Raw genomic sequence first — 15812 nt, forward strand, 5'->3', positions numbered from 1 at the left:
ATGATGGTCTTAGTGAATAAAGAGAGGTTTGTACCTCTTGTGGTGCAAACCTCGGCTTTTTTGTTTGGCGCGCTTGCTCTTGCTGTTCCAAGTGGATACTCATATGGCCCCGTGTTGCTGGCAATAGTGAGTCTTTTTGTCTTTTGGCGTAAAGAGTACCTCTCTGCCATGGAGAAAGAACATAAAATAATTGCATCATTGCTTTTATCATACTTCGTTCTTTTTTTAATATCTGTTATTGTCGATGGTAGTTCATTTAGCCAATTAGATAGACCAAGTCGGGCATTAATGGCTGCTCTAGTGATCCCTATACTTGCTAAACATAAAGTTAAGTTGGAAGTTTTACTTTGTGGGTTCGTTTGTGGTGCGTTAATAGCAGCCAGCACCGCAATTTACGATAAATTCTATCTCGGATATGAGCGAGCATTCGATTTTTATTCAATGCCAATACAATCTGGAAATATTAGCATGTCACTTGGCCTTTTTTGTCTATGTGGCTATTTTTGGTATCGAGTTAAAAATGCTAAGTATTTTTCTTACCTTTATATGTTAGGTGCAATTTCTGGTTTTACTGGGAGCTTCTTATCCGGGGCCAGAGGTGGTTGGGTATTGCTTCCATTCGTGATTATTTCGATATTAATTCTGTATAGAAAAATTGTTACAAATAATGAAAAAAAAGGATTGTTGTTTTTGTTTGCAATTGTTATGGCTATGGTGCTTACACCTCAAACAGGCATGTTGAAAAGATTTTATGCTGCGAAAACTGATATAGAACAGTACATTGATGGTACTAACTTGGATACATCGCTTGGCATTCGTTTTCAATTGTGGGGGAGTGCTTGGGATTCATTTAAGGAGAAGCCATTTTTCGGGTGGGGACAAAATGGTTTACGTGAGTCACAGAAACAACAATTAAAAGAAAATAAAATCACTAATTTCATATATAACTTCAACTATCATGCACATAACCAATATCTTGAAGAGATGGCAAAACGTGGAATTATAGGGTTGTTAGTACTGCTTGCCATGCTATGTGTTCCTATCCTATTGGTGAGGAAGAGGTTCTCGATTATGGCACAAGAGTCGCCTGCATATAGTGGAGGCGTTCTCGTTATTGTCACTTGTTTGACAACAGCTGACTATCATCTTAGTCAAGCCTATTTTTGTCATAATTCAGGCATCTCGTTTTTTGTCTTCTCTTTAGTATTGGCACTATCAGTTTCAATTAATAATGAGAATCAACAATGAAGATATATGTTGTTAGTCTGGAACGTTCCAGTGAGCGTAGAGAGCGTATCACAAAGCATTTGTCTGGTTTAGGCATTGCATTTGAGTTTTTCTCCGCGGTAGATGGTCGCGTAGAAAAAACTCCAGGATATGATGATGAGCAAAGAATAAAAGAGAAGGGTCACTCACTAACTCTGGGTGAAAGAGGCTGTTTTTCAAGTCATAGAGCATTGTGGGCAAAGTGTGTTTTATTAAAAGAGCCAATATTAATTTTAGAGGATGATGTAGATGTTTCAGATTCGTTTTTAAATTGTGTCAAAGACCTCGATGATATCTTATCACATTATCGTTATGTGCGATTAGGGCGAGGACCACTTAAAAAGATGCCAATATTTGGCGCATATTATTCTATGCAACATCTTAGTGGAGTAGAGGGGCACTCACTCGTCAAGTATTTGAGAGGGCCGAGTTGCTGCCATGGATACGCGCTGTCGCCTACAGCTGCGGAAAAATTTCTCAGTTACTCAGAGTCATGGTGGTGGCCAGTGGATGATTATATGGATAGTGAACATATTCATGGTGTTTGTGACTATGGTATTGAGCCTCCGATCGTGTTGCAAACAGACCTGCCATCTGAAATTGGATATTCTGAACGAGAAAACAAAGGAAAACGCTCTCTATTTTCGAGAGCGAGAAAAGAAGTGTTTCGTTTTCGCGGCGATTTATTAAGCTATTTATTTAATATTGCTATCTATATTAAAAATTTTCGACGTTGATTGTTTTTTAACTAAAAATGGTGGTTTAAATATAAAATCACCATTTTTATAGAGACATAAAAGTAGTGACAGTTTCTTTTTTGGAGAACGCTTTAGATAAGCTACCATTTATAATGGCACGGTAGTCATCCATATCAGAAATAGCCAGAGCTAGTTTATGAACATCATTTAAAGGAACTAAATATCTCTCTATATCAGAGGTGATGATCTCAGCCGGCCCAGACGGACAATCCACGCTGATCACCGGGGTGTGGCAGATAAGTGCTTCAATAAGCACTGTTGGCAATCCTTCAGCATCGGATGTCAGGATGAGCGCCTGAGCTGCTTTGATATAGGGGTAGGGGTTCTTCTGAAAGTCGATGATCTTCACCTTGCTGGCAAGGTTCATCTCTTCGATCATGACTTCAATGTGAGGGCGTCGCTCCCCTTTGCCCATCAGGATGAGTGGCGTATCAACGCCACTTAGCTGATATGCCTGCAAGAGGCGATCGTGGCGTTTCCGCTCTTCGAAGGTGCCGACATGGATAAAATACTTGTCGAATGGCTTGCTGAAAGGCTCATTAGCCAACGCCTGAATTTTCTCGATATCAAACGGATTGTATATAACCTGACACGATTTGGGTGTGGCTTTTACATTTTGTAAAATGTCGTCCGCAATGCCACGAGATACGCAGATCAGTTTCTTGCCATTATAGAAGCGCTTGAATTTTTCATATCCTTTGGCGTTGTTTTTGGCAAAGCCAGTGATATTACCGTGGATCCAGTAATAAATATTCAGTGTATCAGGCAGGTGTCTGGTAATTTTGTCACATGAGCATGAGATAATTACGTCAGGCGAGATCTCTTTGACTTTTTTCAAGATCAGAGATGCTTGTATTTTTTCAACCGCAACATTGGATATGGCTTTAGTCAGCTTTGTGACAATGCCAAGATTAATCGGGTGAATGTTGTCAGGTAGCGTATGGTCTATTTTTTCCCGCAAGGTAAACAAAGTTACATCTGCACCGGCATCTTTTAGCAAGGATGCGGTATTGAGCAGAACCTTTTCCGCACCACCACCATACAAGTCTTCAACAATGAATAAAAATTTTTTAACTGGTGGGGTCATAACTGCTCCGCGGGTCTCATAACTGACTGGTAAATCTACTAAAAATGTGAATCGTAAACGAGCAAAATCAGGTGGCAACTGTTAAAGTCGTTAGCAATTTTTTCAATAGGTGTGGATCAATGATTGGTCTTAGTGGGCGCTACCATAACGCATTATTCGCGGCCTGTATATTTGCCGGGCTGCTGCTTTCCTGGCTGTTTTCCGATCACCAACTCCTCACCGGCGATCAGACCCAGATGCTCTACAAGGGTTACCTTGGGGCTTATGAGGGGGTCTGGCTCAGCTATGGCAATGCGGCGAGTGCGGTGGGCAATGTGCCGGGGAGTTTGTCGGCCTGGCTGATTGGCGGGCCGCTGCTGCTGTGGGATTCTCCCTATGCCCCCATGGTGTTGCTGCTGGCGATGCGGTTGGTCGGGTTTCTGCTGTTTGATGCGGTGATCCGTCAGGTGTTTGATGACAGGGTGCGTCTGCTGTTTCTGGTGCTCTGCTGGCTTAACCCCTGGTTCCAGTACGAGAGTCTGCTCTACAACCCCTCTTATCTGTTCCTCTTCTCGGCCATGCACTGCTGGTCTGCCTGGCATATGCGCGAGCGGGCCTCCTTCTGGCACATGATCGTTCACCTGCTGGCTATCGGCATGGCGATGCAGCTGCACTACTCTTGGCCGCTGCTGGCGGTAATGTCCACCTATCTGTTCTGGCGCCGCATTCTCAAGGTGAGCTGGAGCGGGGTGGTGGTGGCTACCCTGCTGATCGGTGCCTCCCTGATCCCTTACGCCATGGAAGTGATGAGCAACAGCCACATCACCCAGAACGTCGATCCCGAGGCGCGTCAGCGCTATATCGGCTGGGGGCTGGTGCATGTCTATCCGGTGTTGAAATCGGTGCTCTACTGGCTGCGTTACGGCTCCTGGCTGTTTGCCAGCAAGCTGGTCAACGATACCCAGTTCATCTGGCTGGCAGGCCATGAATACTTGCAGATGGCGGCAGTCTGGCTTTGGCGGGTGGTGATTTACGGGGTAGGCTCGGCGACCGTATTGCTGGCGGCAAAGGCCAACTGGCAGCTGTGGCGTGAACTCAAGCCGCGTCTGCTGCGCAGCGACCGCGCGCCAGTGGATGGTGAAAGCTGGCTCGGCCTCTATGCGCTGGCGGCGGTGCTGGCGGTGCTGGTGAGTGCGGCGCTGTCGCCCATCATCTTCAACTACTGGCACCTGATGCTGATATTCCCCTACGCCCTGTTCCCGATCCTGCTGTTACTGGTGCGCTGGAGCCGTCGTTATCCGCTGTGGGTTGGCAAGGGGCTGCTGGCAGCCACCCTGTTCTGCACCGCGGTGAACCTGATCGCGGCGTGCGACAGCACCAAGTTCTCCTATCAGGCGGACTACAAAACCCAGGTGCTGGAGTATCTGCAAGAGATAAAGCTGCAACCCAAGCAGTGAGTTATCCACGGCCAGCTCCCCTATCTCGGGGGGCTGGCTGTCACTATTCGAAACGGTCCATATGGGCGAAGTTTTTGGCTTCGGTAACCCAACCCTCACGCCCCTGCTTGTCCCGAATTTTTACCCACCACTGGTTCTGCGGTGACCGGCCGTATCTGATCTCTTTGCGCGCATAGTCATAATCGAGAATGTAGGTTTTGCCCTTGTACCAGAACAGGCTATTGCCTTCGCCCAGTCCGCCAAGGATATAAAGCGTTTCCCCTGCCTTCATATTCAACAGCGGCCCTTTGCCCTCCTTGCTGTAGCCCAGCTTGACAGATCTGAGTATCTCGACGATCCCCGGTTGTTCGGTAATGACAACCCCGGTCAGTCCTTCCACCTGTTGGCCGCGGGGTAGCCGGAACAGCGCTTTGGCAGTCAGGGATGGCTCGGCTCTGACGATCACCTCTTGCTTGGTGGTCCACGACTGATAGGTACAACCTTCAAACGGGCAGCGACCCCAGTCGTAATAGGGCAGGCGCGGCTTTTCATCAGAACTTACAGTCGCAGCAAACAACGACAACCACAGCAAAAACAGTCTCATGAATCTACCTGTCCGGCGGGGCGCTCACCCGCCGGTTTGATGAATGGGGCCGCACTATATCTCAAGAGACCAAAATCCATCAAAGCAGCTGAATTATTGATTTTCACCGCAATAAAACGGGGCTCATTGGTCATGGGAGTCGGTGGCGCAAGAGGTCGAAGCGCGGCGGGAGCGGATAGCCCGCCCCTTTGCCTTGTGCCATGCTGATGGCTATCAGGGCATCGGGTGGGCACCTATGGGCATCTCTCGTTCGGGCACGCGTTTGGTATTACTGCTATCGGCACTTCTTCTCCCTCTTATGACCATCAGCCAGGCCGTGGCGATCAACGCGCCACTGCGGGGATGTGTCTTCCAGCTGGCGCCGCTGGTTACCATCGATCAGCAGGGCGAGGTCTCCGGGCCGGTGATCGACTACTTTCGCCGTCATATCGAACCCGCGATCGGGCATACCATCGAGTGGCAGGGGCTCAATGTGGCGCGGCTGCTCAGCAACCTCGAGAGCGGCGAGTGCGATCTGACCCCGCTGCTGAGCTACAGTCCCGAGCGTGCTCGTCACTTTCGCTATATCGACCCCCACCTGTTGCAGCTGCGGCCGGTGCTGGTGGTACTGGTACCATCGCGACTTCACGCGGTCGAGCGGCAGGAAGATCTCTACGGCACCACCATCGGCTGGTCGAGTCAGGCGATCGTGCCGCCGCTGTTGCAGCATCCGCAGATCCATATCGACACCCTCTCCCAGCTCAGCTGGGAGCATGGCAACATGCAGAAGTTGCTGCGCGGGCGGATTGATGCCGCGCTCTTCTCCAACGATATTTCCGCCAACCATTTTCGCGCCAAACTTCCTGCGGCGACCCGCCTCATCTACCTGCCGGTCACCCCGCTGCAGGTGCATATTGTGCTGAACAAGTCGCTGGGGGATGGCAATCCCGAACTGGTGCAGCGTATGCGTCAGGTGGTGGCGCGGGTGCCGCTCGCCTCGCTGGTGGAGCCAACCCCTCGGCTGTGGGGGCGTTGAGAGGGGGTTGCGTGCAATAATCTACAAGTCCAAGGCCCGCTTCTGGTGTATCTATAACCCATGAGTACCACCGATTCCCTCATCCGCTACTGGCAATCCCCGCACCTGCCGGGGGTCGAGCTGTCACACTCCCACCACAGGGCGTTCAGCTACGGCCGCCATGTCCATCTCGACTACCATATCGGGCTGGTGCAGCGGGGTGGCCAGAAGTTTATCCACAAGGGAAACAGTCACCATCTGGTGCGCGGGGTGCTCTCTACCGTCAACCCGGACGAGGTGCACGACGGCCTCAGCCTGCTGCCGGAAGGGTACGAGGTGCGGGTCTTCGCCATCGATCCGCAGCAGCTGGCGCTCTGGCTGCCGGAGCAGCCGGAACCCTTCTTCGACAAGGGGTTGCAGAGTCGCCCCGACCTCTATCAGGGCTTTGCCCAGCTACACGGCTATCTCGACAACCCCAAGGCCGATGGCCTGCTGCTCGAGAGCCAGCTGCTCGCCCTGCTGGGGGAGCTGCTGCATCTGGCCCCCGAGGTACACCAGCTTGCCGATCCCCAGTTGCGATTCCTGCGCGACTACCTGATGGCGACCCTCGACGAGCCCCACTCGCTGGAAGAGCTGGCGGGGCTGCTTGGGCTCGACCGCTTCGCCTTCCTGCGCCAGTTCAAGAAGCGCAGCGGCATGACCCCCTATGCCTGGCTGAAACGGCTGCGGCTGGAGCAGGGCAAGCGGCTGTTGGCGAGCGGGATGGTGGTGAGCGAGGTGGCGTTGGCGGTCGGCTTCTTCGATCAGAGTCACTTCCACCACGGCTTTCGCCAGGCATTCGGTCTGACGCCCGCCGAATTTCGTGTCCAGATGCAATCTTTTACAAGCCGCGCCCCCCGCTGATCCGCCATGCTGGCTCTCCGTCGTTAAAGCGAGAGTTGTTATGCTGACCAGTCTGTTCGTTACCCTCGGCCTGATGCACCTGATTGCACTGGCCAGCCCCGGCCCCGATTTCGCCCTGATCCTGCGCACCAGCCTGCACCGGCCGACCGCCCTTGGCGCGGCGCTGGGCATCTCGCTGGCGATCATGGTGCACGCCACCCTTAGCCTGACCGGGATCAGCATGCTGATCGCCAGTCACCCGCTGCTGTTTATGGTGATCAAGTGCTGCGGCGCCCTCTATCTGGGCTGGTTGGGGTGGGGTGCCTTGATGGCGGCTCGGCAGCAGAGCAGCACCCTGATGGCCAGCGCCGCCAACGAGCTGCGCGGCTGGGGCAGGGGCGTGCGCACTGGCCTTGCCACCAACCTGCTTAACCCCAAGGCGCTGGTGTTCTTTATCGGTCTGCTGGCCGCCATGGTGACGCCAGAGGTGGATGGAATGACCCGCAGCCTGCTGGTGGGCGAGCTCTTCATCATCTCCCTCTGCTGGTTCGGGCTGCTGGCGTGGAGCCTCTCCACCGATCGTGCCCAGCGCCTGCTGCTGCGGGTGCAGCGGCCACTCAATCTGGTGACCGGCGTACTGTTTGCGGTGGTCAGCCTCTCCATTCTGGTGAGCATGGGGGCCGAGCTGATGGTCTGACGGGTGGGCGCATGGGCCTATACTCCAACAAGGTTTACCTGTCAGGAGTGCCCGGCCATGCGTCTACTGCCTCTTTGCTTGTTACTGGGGATGACCCCGGCGCTGGCGGCCCCGGTTCAGCTCAAATTGCTGGAGTGGGGCTATCTGCCAGCGGGTTATGAACAACAGTTTGCCGACTACGCCAACGCCCATGGGGTGGAGGCGACAGTCAGCCGGATCGAGCCGCTGCTGACCGATTTCGACAGCGTCTACCGCGCCCTGCGCACCCGCAGCGCCGATGTGGTGCTGCCGACCAGCTACTTCTACAAGGCCCATCACCAGCCGCTGTTCAAGCTGCTGCTCCCCATCGATTTCAGTCGCCTGCAGCACTACGCCGAGGTGAAGCCCGCCCTCAAGAACACCGAGTATGACAAGCAGGGGGAGCGCAACTACTCGGTGCCCTTCTCCTACGCCATGTTCAGCCTCGCTTATGACAGCAAGCAGGTGCCGCAAGCGCCCACCAGTTGGCAGGTGCTCGCCAACAGCTCGACGCCGGGCCAGTTTGCCGAGTTCTGCGACCAGTTCGAGCCGCTGCTCTTTTCGGTGCTGCTCTCGCTGGGCAAGTCGCCCGCTCTGTTTGCCAGCGGCGAGATGCTGGCCGACAAGACCTTGCAGCAAGAGGTGGAGCAGCAGCTCTCGCAGCGGCTGCGAGCCAGTCGCGGCTTCTGGTTCAATCAGGCCAACCGCTGTGAGGATCTGCGCCAGCAGACCTTTGCCACCACCTGGGGGCTGGAGCTGGTGGAGTGCAACAAGCAGAACGATCAGCAGTGGCGGATCGCCATGGTGCAGGAGGGGGCCATCTATGCCCTCGATGCGATCTCCATCGCCCGCCATGTCGGGGATGATCCCGCACGGCTCAAGGCCGCCTACCTGCTGGTGGATTTTCTGCTGAGCGCGCCGCTGCAACGCCAGATGCTGGTGGGCACGCCCACCATCTCGGCCAGCAATATGGCCTCCCGGCCGCCCCTCAGTCCGCAGGAGCAGGCGGTGCTGCCGGATCGCCCGCTGCCGGAGTTTGACGAGCGACTGCTGGTGCCCGCGCTGCCTGCCCATATCAAGAATCGCTACAAACGGATGGTACAGCAGGCGATCGTCGCCAGCGGCAAAGAGGGGCTGGTCAAGCAGTGTCCCTGGGATCTCGATAACTGATGGGTGTGCCTGTCGCTTGTCCGGCGGCAGGCAAGTTTGCGCAAGATGGCTGATGATCGGTCATCGCGTGTTCCAGGGCATTCCCCCATTCAACCCACGCCGCTCGTTGGCCCCCATCGTTTGAAAAAACTGCGCGCTTACCGCAGCCCCAATTAGCCGGATTAAACAATCAAACCCTCGCCAGATTGCCGTTCATACCCCTGCTGACCCTGTACAAAAGTGCCGCAATTGTGACAACTTGGATGTGAGCTGAACAATCCTGATCTGTCCCTTGTGGGAAGGTGATGAATAGGTTATTTCTCTGTGACATTGGCGGCATCCGGCACGGGTTCTCCAGCCATGTGGTGCGAAATCCACAGCAAAAACAAACAGTAAAATGCAGGAGCAAATATGAAAAAGGTCGTGATGGTTGCCGTGGCTGCAGCCCTTCTGGGTGGCTGCGCCGTCAAGAATCAGGTATCCCACAGCTTGCAGGCGATCCCGCTGACAGCCTTCCAGCAGAGCGAGAGCAACCCCAATCAGCGCGTCTACAAGGAGCCGGGCGTTGACCTGCGCCAATACAATGAGGTGCTGCTCGATCCGCTGCAGTTTATCCGGCAGGAGAACGGTCAGTGGTATCTGCTGACCGCCAACGAACAGAACCAGATTGGCCGCTACTACCACGACAAGTTCCAAAGCGAGCTGATCAAGCAGGGCGTCAAGATCGCCACAGCCCCCGGCCCGAAAGTCATGCGGATCCAGGCCGCTGTCACCAACTTCGACCTGACTCGCCCCGATCCCAAGCTGCGTGACCTGCTGCCCGCCAAGATCGCCATCAACGTCACCCGCGAAGTGATCGGCAAGGAGCCCTACCTGCTCAAGGTGGGCAGCATGGCCCAACTGCTCGACTCCCGGAGTGGCAAGCTGCTGGTGCGGGTGATGGATGCCCGCGAGAGCACAGATACCACCCACAAGGATGAGCCCATCACCGCCGAGGAGATGGAGAAGATGATCGACCAGTGGGCGGCCAGCCGCGCCAAACAGCTGGCGGACAATCTGGGGCGCTGATCGATTGGTGCGTCCAAGCGGGGCGCAGCGGGAGCCTTTTGGGCTGCAATAATGGCAAGATGTTGATAAGGTGGTCATTTTGCAGGCAGGAGAAAATGATATGAAACGCGTGTTGTTACCCATCCTTGTTGCTGGCCTGTTGAGTGCCTGCAGCACCTCGTCACCCACGCCGGAGTGTGCACCGATGGCGGGTGGCTGGCAGAGTCAGCCGTTGCCCAATGCGGAAGGGGAGGCTGCGCTGGCCAGCGTGCTGGCTCGCATGAACACGGCCGCCAAACTGCAGAGCATCCGCGAGGTGCGCAGCCAGGTGGTCTCCGGGGTCAACTACGACATCGAGTTCCAGCTCGACAACGGAGAGGTGTGGAACACCCGTGTCTATCGGGATCTTGCCGGCAACTACCAGATGACCCGCACGGCTGCACAGGGCGAGCTTCCTCCCTTGCCTTGCGTCAAGGCCAAGTAATTCCTGCTTGTTGAGCCCCTCGTCAGAGGGGCTCATCTGACCAGAAAATTTCTGCTTTTCTCCCCGCATTCTGACAGTCAGGATGACCCTTCCCGTGACTGCATCCTCATGGAAAAGGAACCGCTATGAATCGCCACCCCTGCATCAAACACTGGAGCGAGCTGCAAGAGCAGACGCCGCGCTACTACTCCGGCAGTCAGGAGCCCCTTTCTCTCGGCTGCGCCCTTGGCAAGCACTTCGGCTTTAGCCGCATCGGCATTCACCACGAGATAGTCGACCCCGGCCACCGTACCAGCTGGCCCCATGCCGAAAAGACCGAAGACGAGTTTGTTCACGTGCTGGAAGGGACGCCGGATGTCTGGCTCGATGGCGTGCTCTATCGGCTGCAACCGGGGGACTCGGTGGGCTTCAAGGCCGGTGACGGGCTGGCTCACGCCTTTATCAACAACACCGAAGAGACTGTCCGGCTGCTTTGCATTGGCGACACGGATCGGGAGGACAACCGCATCCACTACGCCGTGCATCCCGAGCGCAATATCACCCTTGGCAAGCTGCACTGGGATGATGTGCCCGAGCGCGAGTTGGGGGATCACGACGGCCTGCCCGACAAGCTGCGCGAGAACAATGGCCCCTTCTAGGGCGCAGCCTTTCTGCGCACCAGATCTGCACCACCCGATATAAAAAAGCCTGCCGCGTGGCAGGCTTTTGCTTTCTGTTTGCCACCTGTGGCGTGCAGCGTTTATTGCAGGTTGAGCCCGCCCAGATAGTCGCGCTTGCCGAGATCGACCCCGGCGCGGCGCAGCAGGGCGTAGGCCATGGTGAGGTGAAAGTAGAAGTTGGGAATGCCGTACTCATGGACGCAGGTATGGCCATCCATCCCCTTGCCGCCTGCCCAGTGGGGCACGTAACGGCCGCTGGCATACTGGCTGTAGTCTGCGTCCAGCTTGCCCTGCAGATAGCTGATGGTCTTGCCGATATGGGCGCGCAGATCGGCGATGGTTTTGGGATCATCGCCCATGGCCGGCAGCTCGCTGTGGCTGGCGGTGGCGACCACGGCGCGGGCCGAATCGCAGCAGATCAGCACCTGCTTGCTGAAGGGCAGCATATCGACAATCAGCCGATCGCCGAAGAAGTTGTCCACGTTGAACTGCTTCGCCGCGGCGTGGGCCTCGGCCTTGGCCAGACAGTGATCCAGATTGGTCAGCATCTTGATGAACTGGGCGGTGATATCGCGATTCATGAGCACTCTCCATCTTGTTGAAACAGCGGCCCGCGTGCGCGGCCACGGTGAATGAGACTGGCTAATCGGCCACCAATATACCCCAACCGCTGCCGGGTTCGAGCCTGCCACGATGAAAAGGGCAGGGTAGCGCTACTTCGCGCGACAACCACTGGCCAAGCGGCCATGCTCGCATTTTGAACCTATGAGTCCCTTATCGCCCCTTTTTTGATCTGTGACATAAATCACCTTTTTTCAGAGGCGTAGGCTGAATGCCGTTGTCCTGGACACGCGCCTGCGTATTCGCCAGGACACAAGAAAAGGAGAATGAAATGAAGATCTATGACCGTAACCGCAATGTGCTGAACCTGGGTCAGCGCGTCATGATTGCCGCCACTGGCGCAGTCGATTTTCTGAAAGAGGCCCACACCGACAATATGACCCCCTATCAGGCGGAGCATGAGAAGTGCGTGCTGCTGGCAAACTCCGGTGAGCGCTACGCCCCCATCGAGTTGATTAGACTAGGCTGATCCCTTTCCCTGTCACCCTACTCTTTACAATTCACCCGACCGCCGCGCCCCATCTGGCGGCCGGGTTTCTGATTTCCCCCTTCATCCCACCAAATGCTGAAAAATTGAACCGGGTCACACCCCGCTCGATTTGAGCGATTGTCAGCCAGTGCAGGCTCATGCGAACCTTTTGATCCCGTTAACCCACTAAAAAATAACGACTATGTTCAGGCAAATAATGATGAGTGCCGCCCTGCTGTCGGCGGCGCTGCTTTCCGGTTGTGCTTCCGTACCTATGGCCGATGTCACCGCAGATGCGCAGGCCAAGCAGTTTGTGGCGCCCAAAGATGCGGCCAACCTCTATATCTATCGCAACGAGACCTTCGGGGCGGCCGTGAAAATGCCGCTGCTGGTGGACGGTTCTGCCGTAGGCGATACCGTGGCTCACAGCTATATCCTCAAGCAGGTGACGCCGGGCAGCCACACCATCACCTCCAAGTCGGAGAACGATGCCACTCTGACCCTCAGCACCGAGGCGGGTAAAAACTACTACGTTTGGCAAGAGGTCAAGATGGGCCTGCTGATGGCTCGCTCCAAGCTGAGTCAGGTCAGTGAAGAGGAAGGCAAGCAAGGGGTAATGGAGAGCAAGCTGGTTAAGTGATAAATAGGAAAGAAAAGGCGTAGCCATATCATCTATGGCTACGTCAAATTGGTTGGTTACTGGGATTTTGTAATCATAAACGCAGTGTGAATGGCGACTCGAAAGAGGACTTACATCAAAAAATCAGAGCATTAATATTTCTTGGAAAAAGAAAATAGGTTACTCTTTAAGTTAATATATATGTTGGTAGAGTTAAAATGCAATTTTTGTTAAAAGAAGCGTCAAAATTATTTACTAGCAAGGGGCTTTCCCAGCTTGCTGATGGTGATATGTCGCTTATTAAAAAGATCTCTACTGAATTACTTGGAGGGGATGTCTGTAGCTCCCTTTATGATACATACAATAAGATATATTGCATTATTGATAAAAAATATAAAACCGAGTATTTTTTTAAAAATGCAATAGTGAACCGGCATCTTTTGGGAAAGCATTCTTTAAATACGGCAACCATGCTGTCAGAATTTCGGGTTGGCTCAAGTAAAGCCGATTGCGTTATTATAAATGGTTCTTCTGTATGCTATGAAATAAAAACAGAATATGACAGCTTATATAGGCTTGATGAGCAATTAAAGGATTACTGCGCTTTCTTTGATGAGGTGTATGTAGTTTGCGCTCCGCTTAATTTTAAATCTGTATATGAGGCAACCCCTGACAGTGTTGGCATTATGGTGCTAACCGCTGATAATTATTTAAGTGTAAAGAAATTGGCGAAAAAAAGAACTGAGCCTCTTTGTCCTGTCACTGTGATAAAGTCCTTGCGAAAGGATGAGTATATTCTTTTAGCAGAATTAATTTCTGGTGAAAAAATCACATGCTCTAATAGCGATGTGTTTTCGGTATGTCTTGATAAATTTTATCAAGCTGAACCTGATGTGCTTGCTGAACAGTTAAGAATGATTTTAAAGCTGAGTAGAAAAAACAACAAAGAGTTTATTTGTTCATTACCTTACTCGCTTAAAAACGCGGCTATCAGCTATAGTTTTAACAAAAAACAAATAGATAGTCTAATTATAAGATTCAATAGTTAATGATGAGGGATAAATCATGTACCTACCCTACTTACGAGGGAAGCAATTTGAATTAGCAGCATTAAGAGAGTGTGCGGATATTTCCTCGGCAAGGCATCTAAAACCGATTATAGAGCCTGTTAGAGAGAATATGAATGCATTAGTTAATACGATAGAACATTTAAATAAAAGCAATATAGTTCCTATCGTCGTGATCAACCCATCTGTTGGCGAGTTAAGTGGTCAACCTAGTGATCGGATCACTAGGATGCTTGATGAGTATAATTATACTCCGTGTATCCTGCTTGCAGGATCTTCTGATGAAATTGCTATTCATCTTGCAGAAAACATGACTCGCGAATTTGTTATATATTTAACTGAGGGTGTCGATAATACAATTATTAAGCTCTGTAACACAGCAGAATTTACTATTATAAATCCTAAAATATCCCCAACACTGCTCACAAAGTTTTCTAAAGTAGCATTCATCGATGATAATTTTAAAAAGAAACCGAGAAACGCGGATTATGGTTCAGAGTCTGCATTTTCACATTGGCATGTAACATTTCGAGATACACCAAACGCAGTGGGATTTGGTGATTATACGATTATGGGGACTGATTTTTCCGAGAGTGGTGGTCCTGCATATGTAGTGACAATACATTTGTCTTATATCAATAAAGAACAATATGATGAGATGTATGTAAAACATTATTCATCATATGATGATAACACTCCCACCAACCCTGGTGGTAAGTTCATCGATGCACTTGGTTCAGCTGTTAAAGATATAATTAAGAATCCCTCTATATTCTATGAAACTCTAGCCACTAGAGAATTTATAAGTCTCTATGAAAATCGTCATTACCCTGGATTAGGTCAGATTAAAAAACTATCTATTATGCACCATATAGAAACATTGTGTGACTATTTGGAAGGATAATTAAAAATGTCCAAATGTTGCATAAATTGCTTCAATGATAGTGCGCTAAGAGAGAAAATACAGCGGATGGGGAAAATATCTCGCTGTTCATTTTGCTCAAGCAAAGATGTATTGTGCGTTGAGCCGTCCATTTTAAGTGATGTTTCTGACGGCATTGAATTTTGCATTGATGAGGATATTCATGGTAAGGCGTTGCACGAAATCCTTTGCCATGATCTAAATATATTAAGCTCCACCGTCAGTAAGCCTGCCGAGCTTGTAAAGGAATTAGCTTTGGGGGTTGATGACTCAAAAAGATGGAAGGTTAAATATAGCCCTCAAAAAAATTCATTGTTATGGTTGGAATTCAAAAAAGAGTTGATTCATAAAAATCGTTTTTTCCCCACTGGAAATATTTACGGGAAAATGTTTTCCTCGTTTCAGAATGAGACAAATAGCATTGAAAAGAACACATTTATTCAGTTGATAGATGAGTTATGTGAGATCAGGGAGCAGACGGATTATTTTTATAGAGCTAGGATTTCGGACTCGGCATTGTTAAAAGAGCATATGGGTTCACCTCCGCCAGAAAAAGCATCTGCTGGACGTGCAAATCCGGCTGGTATTGTATATCTATATGTGGCTGAAAATGAAGACACATGTATTAGAGAGGTTCGCCCAAGCATTGGGTCAACGGTTTACATTTCTACCTGTGTTGCAAAAAGAAGCTTAAAGCTAATTAATTTGACAAATCCCAAAAAGCGAATTTCTTTACTGAAGTATGCAGGGGATGAAATGGAACTTATAATTAATCACTTAGCTTTGATTGAATTGTTTTCAAAAGAATTAGCTCAGCCAGTAATCCCTGAAAGGGCAACGTTGGATTATATACCAACACAATTCCTTTGTGAGTTCATTAAAAGTATCAGCGACTACGATGGAATTACCTTTACAAGCTCTTTTGGAACAGGAGAAAATATAGTTCTTTTCTATCCTGATACAGTGGAAATAAATAATCCAATTACTAAAAATGTTACGTCTGTATCAGTATGTGCAGAATGAGCCTCTAAAAAATATGGTTCAGCTCCGTCAG

18 protein-coding genes are annotated in these 15812 nt (G+C 51.3%); 15 read left to right on the forward strand and 3 right to left on the reverse strand.

The features are described 5' to 3' along the window. Both ACTG2T_RS09830 and ACTG2T_RS09835 read left to right on the forward strand, forming a co-directional pair. Entirely contained in the window at window positions 1-1248 is a 1248-nt protein-coding gene (locus ACTG2T_RS09830; RefSeq protein WP_330125310.1) for an O-antigen ligase family protein, read from the forward strand. Then, entirely contained in the window at window positions 1245-2003 is a 759-nt protein-coding gene (locus tag ACTG2T_RS09835) for a glycosyltransferase family 25 protein (protein ID WP_127007243.1), read from the forward strand. Before ACTG2T_RS09830 ends, ACTG2T_RS09835 begins: the two co-directional genes overlap by 4 nt. Window positions 2004-2049: 46 nt before the next feature. On the opposite strand, the gene ACTG2T_RS09840 is transcribed toward ACTG2T_RS09835, so the two are convergent. After that, window positions 2050-3111: a glycosyltransferase gene (locus ACTG2T_RS09840; protein WP_236758168.1), complete on the reverse strand. Its 1062-nt coding sequence runs from the start codon at window positions 3109-3111 to the stop codon at window positions 2050-2052. A 236-nt stretch (window positions 3112-3347) separates the two neighbouring features. Between ACTG2T_RS09840 and ACTG2T_RS09845 the strand changes: the two genes are divergently transcribed. After that, window positions 3348-4547, forward strand: a complete 1200-nt coding sequence (locus ACTG2T_RS09845; protein WP_330125320.1) for a 3-deoxy-D-manno-octulosonic acid transferase — start codon at window positions 3348-3350, stop codon at window positions 4545-4547. A 43-nt stretch (window positions 4548-4590) separates the two neighbouring features. Here ACTG2T_RS09845 and ACTG2T_RS09850 read toward each other — a convergent pair whose 3' ends face one another. Further along, window positions 4591-5130 (reverse strand): hypothetical protein, encoded by a 540-nt coding sequence (locus tag ACTG2T_RS09850; protein ID WP_330125309.1) that lies wholly within the window; start codon window positions 5128-5130, stop codon window positions 4591-4593. A 298-nt stretch (window positions 5131-5428) separates the two neighbouring features. Between ACTG2T_RS09850 and ACTG2T_RS09855 the strand changes: the two genes are divergently transcribed. The 7 genes from ACTG2T_RS09855 to ACTG2T_RS09885 all read left to right on the forward strand — a co-directional run bounded on the left by ACTG2T_RS09855 (window position 5429) and on the right by ACTG2T_RS09885 (window position 11039). Further along, window positions 5429-6145, forward strand: a complete 717-nt coding sequence (locus tag ACTG2T_RS09855; protein ID WP_330125308.1) for a substrate-binding periplasmic protein — start codon at window positions 5429-5431, stop codon at window positions 6143-6145. A gap of 60 nt (window positions 6146-6205) precedes the next feature. Beyond that, window positions 6206-7027 carry a helix-turn-helix transcriptional regulator gene (locus ACTG2T_RS09860; protein ID WP_330125307.1) on the forward strand — a complete coding sequence of 274 codons (822 nt, stop codon included), beginning with the start codon at window positions 6206-6208 and terminating at the stop codon, window positions 7025-7027. A gap of 40 nt (window positions 7028-7067) precedes the next feature. Next, window positions 7068-7703 carry a LysE family translocator gene (locus tag ACTG2T_RS09865; RefSeq protein ID WP_204380458.1) on the forward strand — a complete coding sequence of 212 codons (636 nt, stop codon included), beginning with the start codon at window positions 7068-7070 and terminating at the stop codon, window positions 7701-7703. Window positions 7704-7760: 57 nt separating this feature from the next. Further along, window positions 7761-8891, forward strand: coding sequence for a PotD/PotF family extracellular solute-binding protein (locus tag ACTG2T_RS09870; RefSeq protein WP_330125306.1), 1131 nt, complete (start codon window positions 7761-7763; stop codon window positions 8889-8891). A 390-nt stretch (window positions 8892-9281) separates the two neighbouring features. Then, window positions 9282-9938 (forward strand): DUF3313 domain-containing protein, encoded by a 657-nt coding sequence (locus ACTG2T_RS09875; RefSeq protein WP_100644777.1) that lies wholly within the window; start codon window positions 9282-9284, stop codon window positions 9936-9938. Window positions 9939-10038: 100 nt separating this feature from the next. Beyond that, entirely contained in the window at window positions 10039-10401 is a 363-nt protein-coding gene (locus ACTG2T_RS09880) for a cystatin domain-containing protein (protein ID WP_026034886.1), read from the forward strand. A 125-nt stretch (window positions 10402-10526) separates the two neighbouring features. Further along, a complete protein-coding gene (locus ACTG2T_RS09885; protein ID WP_330125305.1) occupies window positions 10527-11039 on the forward strand; it encodes a cupin domain-containing protein in 513 nt (170 codons plus the stop codon). A 101-nt stretch (window positions 11040-11140) separates the two neighbouring features. Here the strand turns inward: ACTG2T_RS09885 and ACTG2T_RS09890 are convergent, their stop codons facing one another. After that, a complete protein-coding gene (locus tag ACTG2T_RS09890; protein ID WP_330125304.1) occupies window positions 11141-11641 on the reverse strand; it encodes a DUF1993 domain-containing protein in 501 nt (166 codons plus the stop codon). 311 nt (window positions 11642-11952) lie between these two features. Between ACTG2T_RS09890 and ydfZ the strand changes: the two genes are divergently transcribed. The 5 genes from ydfZ (at window position 11953) to ACTG2T_RS09915 (ending at window position 15781) form a co-directional block, all read left to right on the forward strand. After that, window positions 11953-12150, forward strand: coding sequence for a putative selenium delivery protein YdfZ (ydfZ, locus tag ACTG2T_RS09895; protein ID WP_005342516.1), 198 nt, complete (start codon window positions 11953-11955; stop codon window positions 12148-12150). A 202-nt stretch (window positions 12151-12352) separates the two neighbouring features. Continuing rightward, entirely contained in the window at window positions 12353-12790 is a 438-nt protein-coding gene (locus ACTG2T_RS09900) for a DUF2846 domain-containing protein (protein WP_330125303.1), read from the forward strand. Window positions 12791-12987: 197 nt separating this feature from the next. Continuing rightward, window positions 12988-13818, forward strand: coding sequence for a sce7726 family protein (locus ACTG2T_RS09905; RefSeq protein WP_201906050.1), 831 nt, complete (start codon window positions 12988-12990; stop codon window positions 13816-13818). Between the two features lie 16 nt (window positions 13819-13834). Beyond that, a complete protein-coding gene (locus ACTG2T_RS09910) occupies window positions 13835-14740 on the forward strand; it encodes a sce7725 family protein (RefSeq protein WP_330125302.1) in 906 nt (301 codons plus the stop codon). Window positions 14741-14746: 6 nt separating this feature from the next. Beyond that, window positions 14747-15781, forward strand: a complete 1035-nt coding sequence (locus ACTG2T_RS09915; protein ID WP_201906054.1) for an RES family NAD+ phosphorylase — start codon at window positions 14747-14749, stop codon at window positions 15779-15781. The last annotated feature ends 31 nt before the right edge of the window (window positions 15782-15812 follow it).

It is taken from the genome of Aeromonas sp. 75A (genome assembly GCF_051919425.1).
GTDB classification, from domain to species: domain Bacteria; phylum Pseudomonadota; class Gammaproteobacteria; order Enterobacterales; family Aeromonadaceae; genus Aeromonas; species Aeromonas veronii.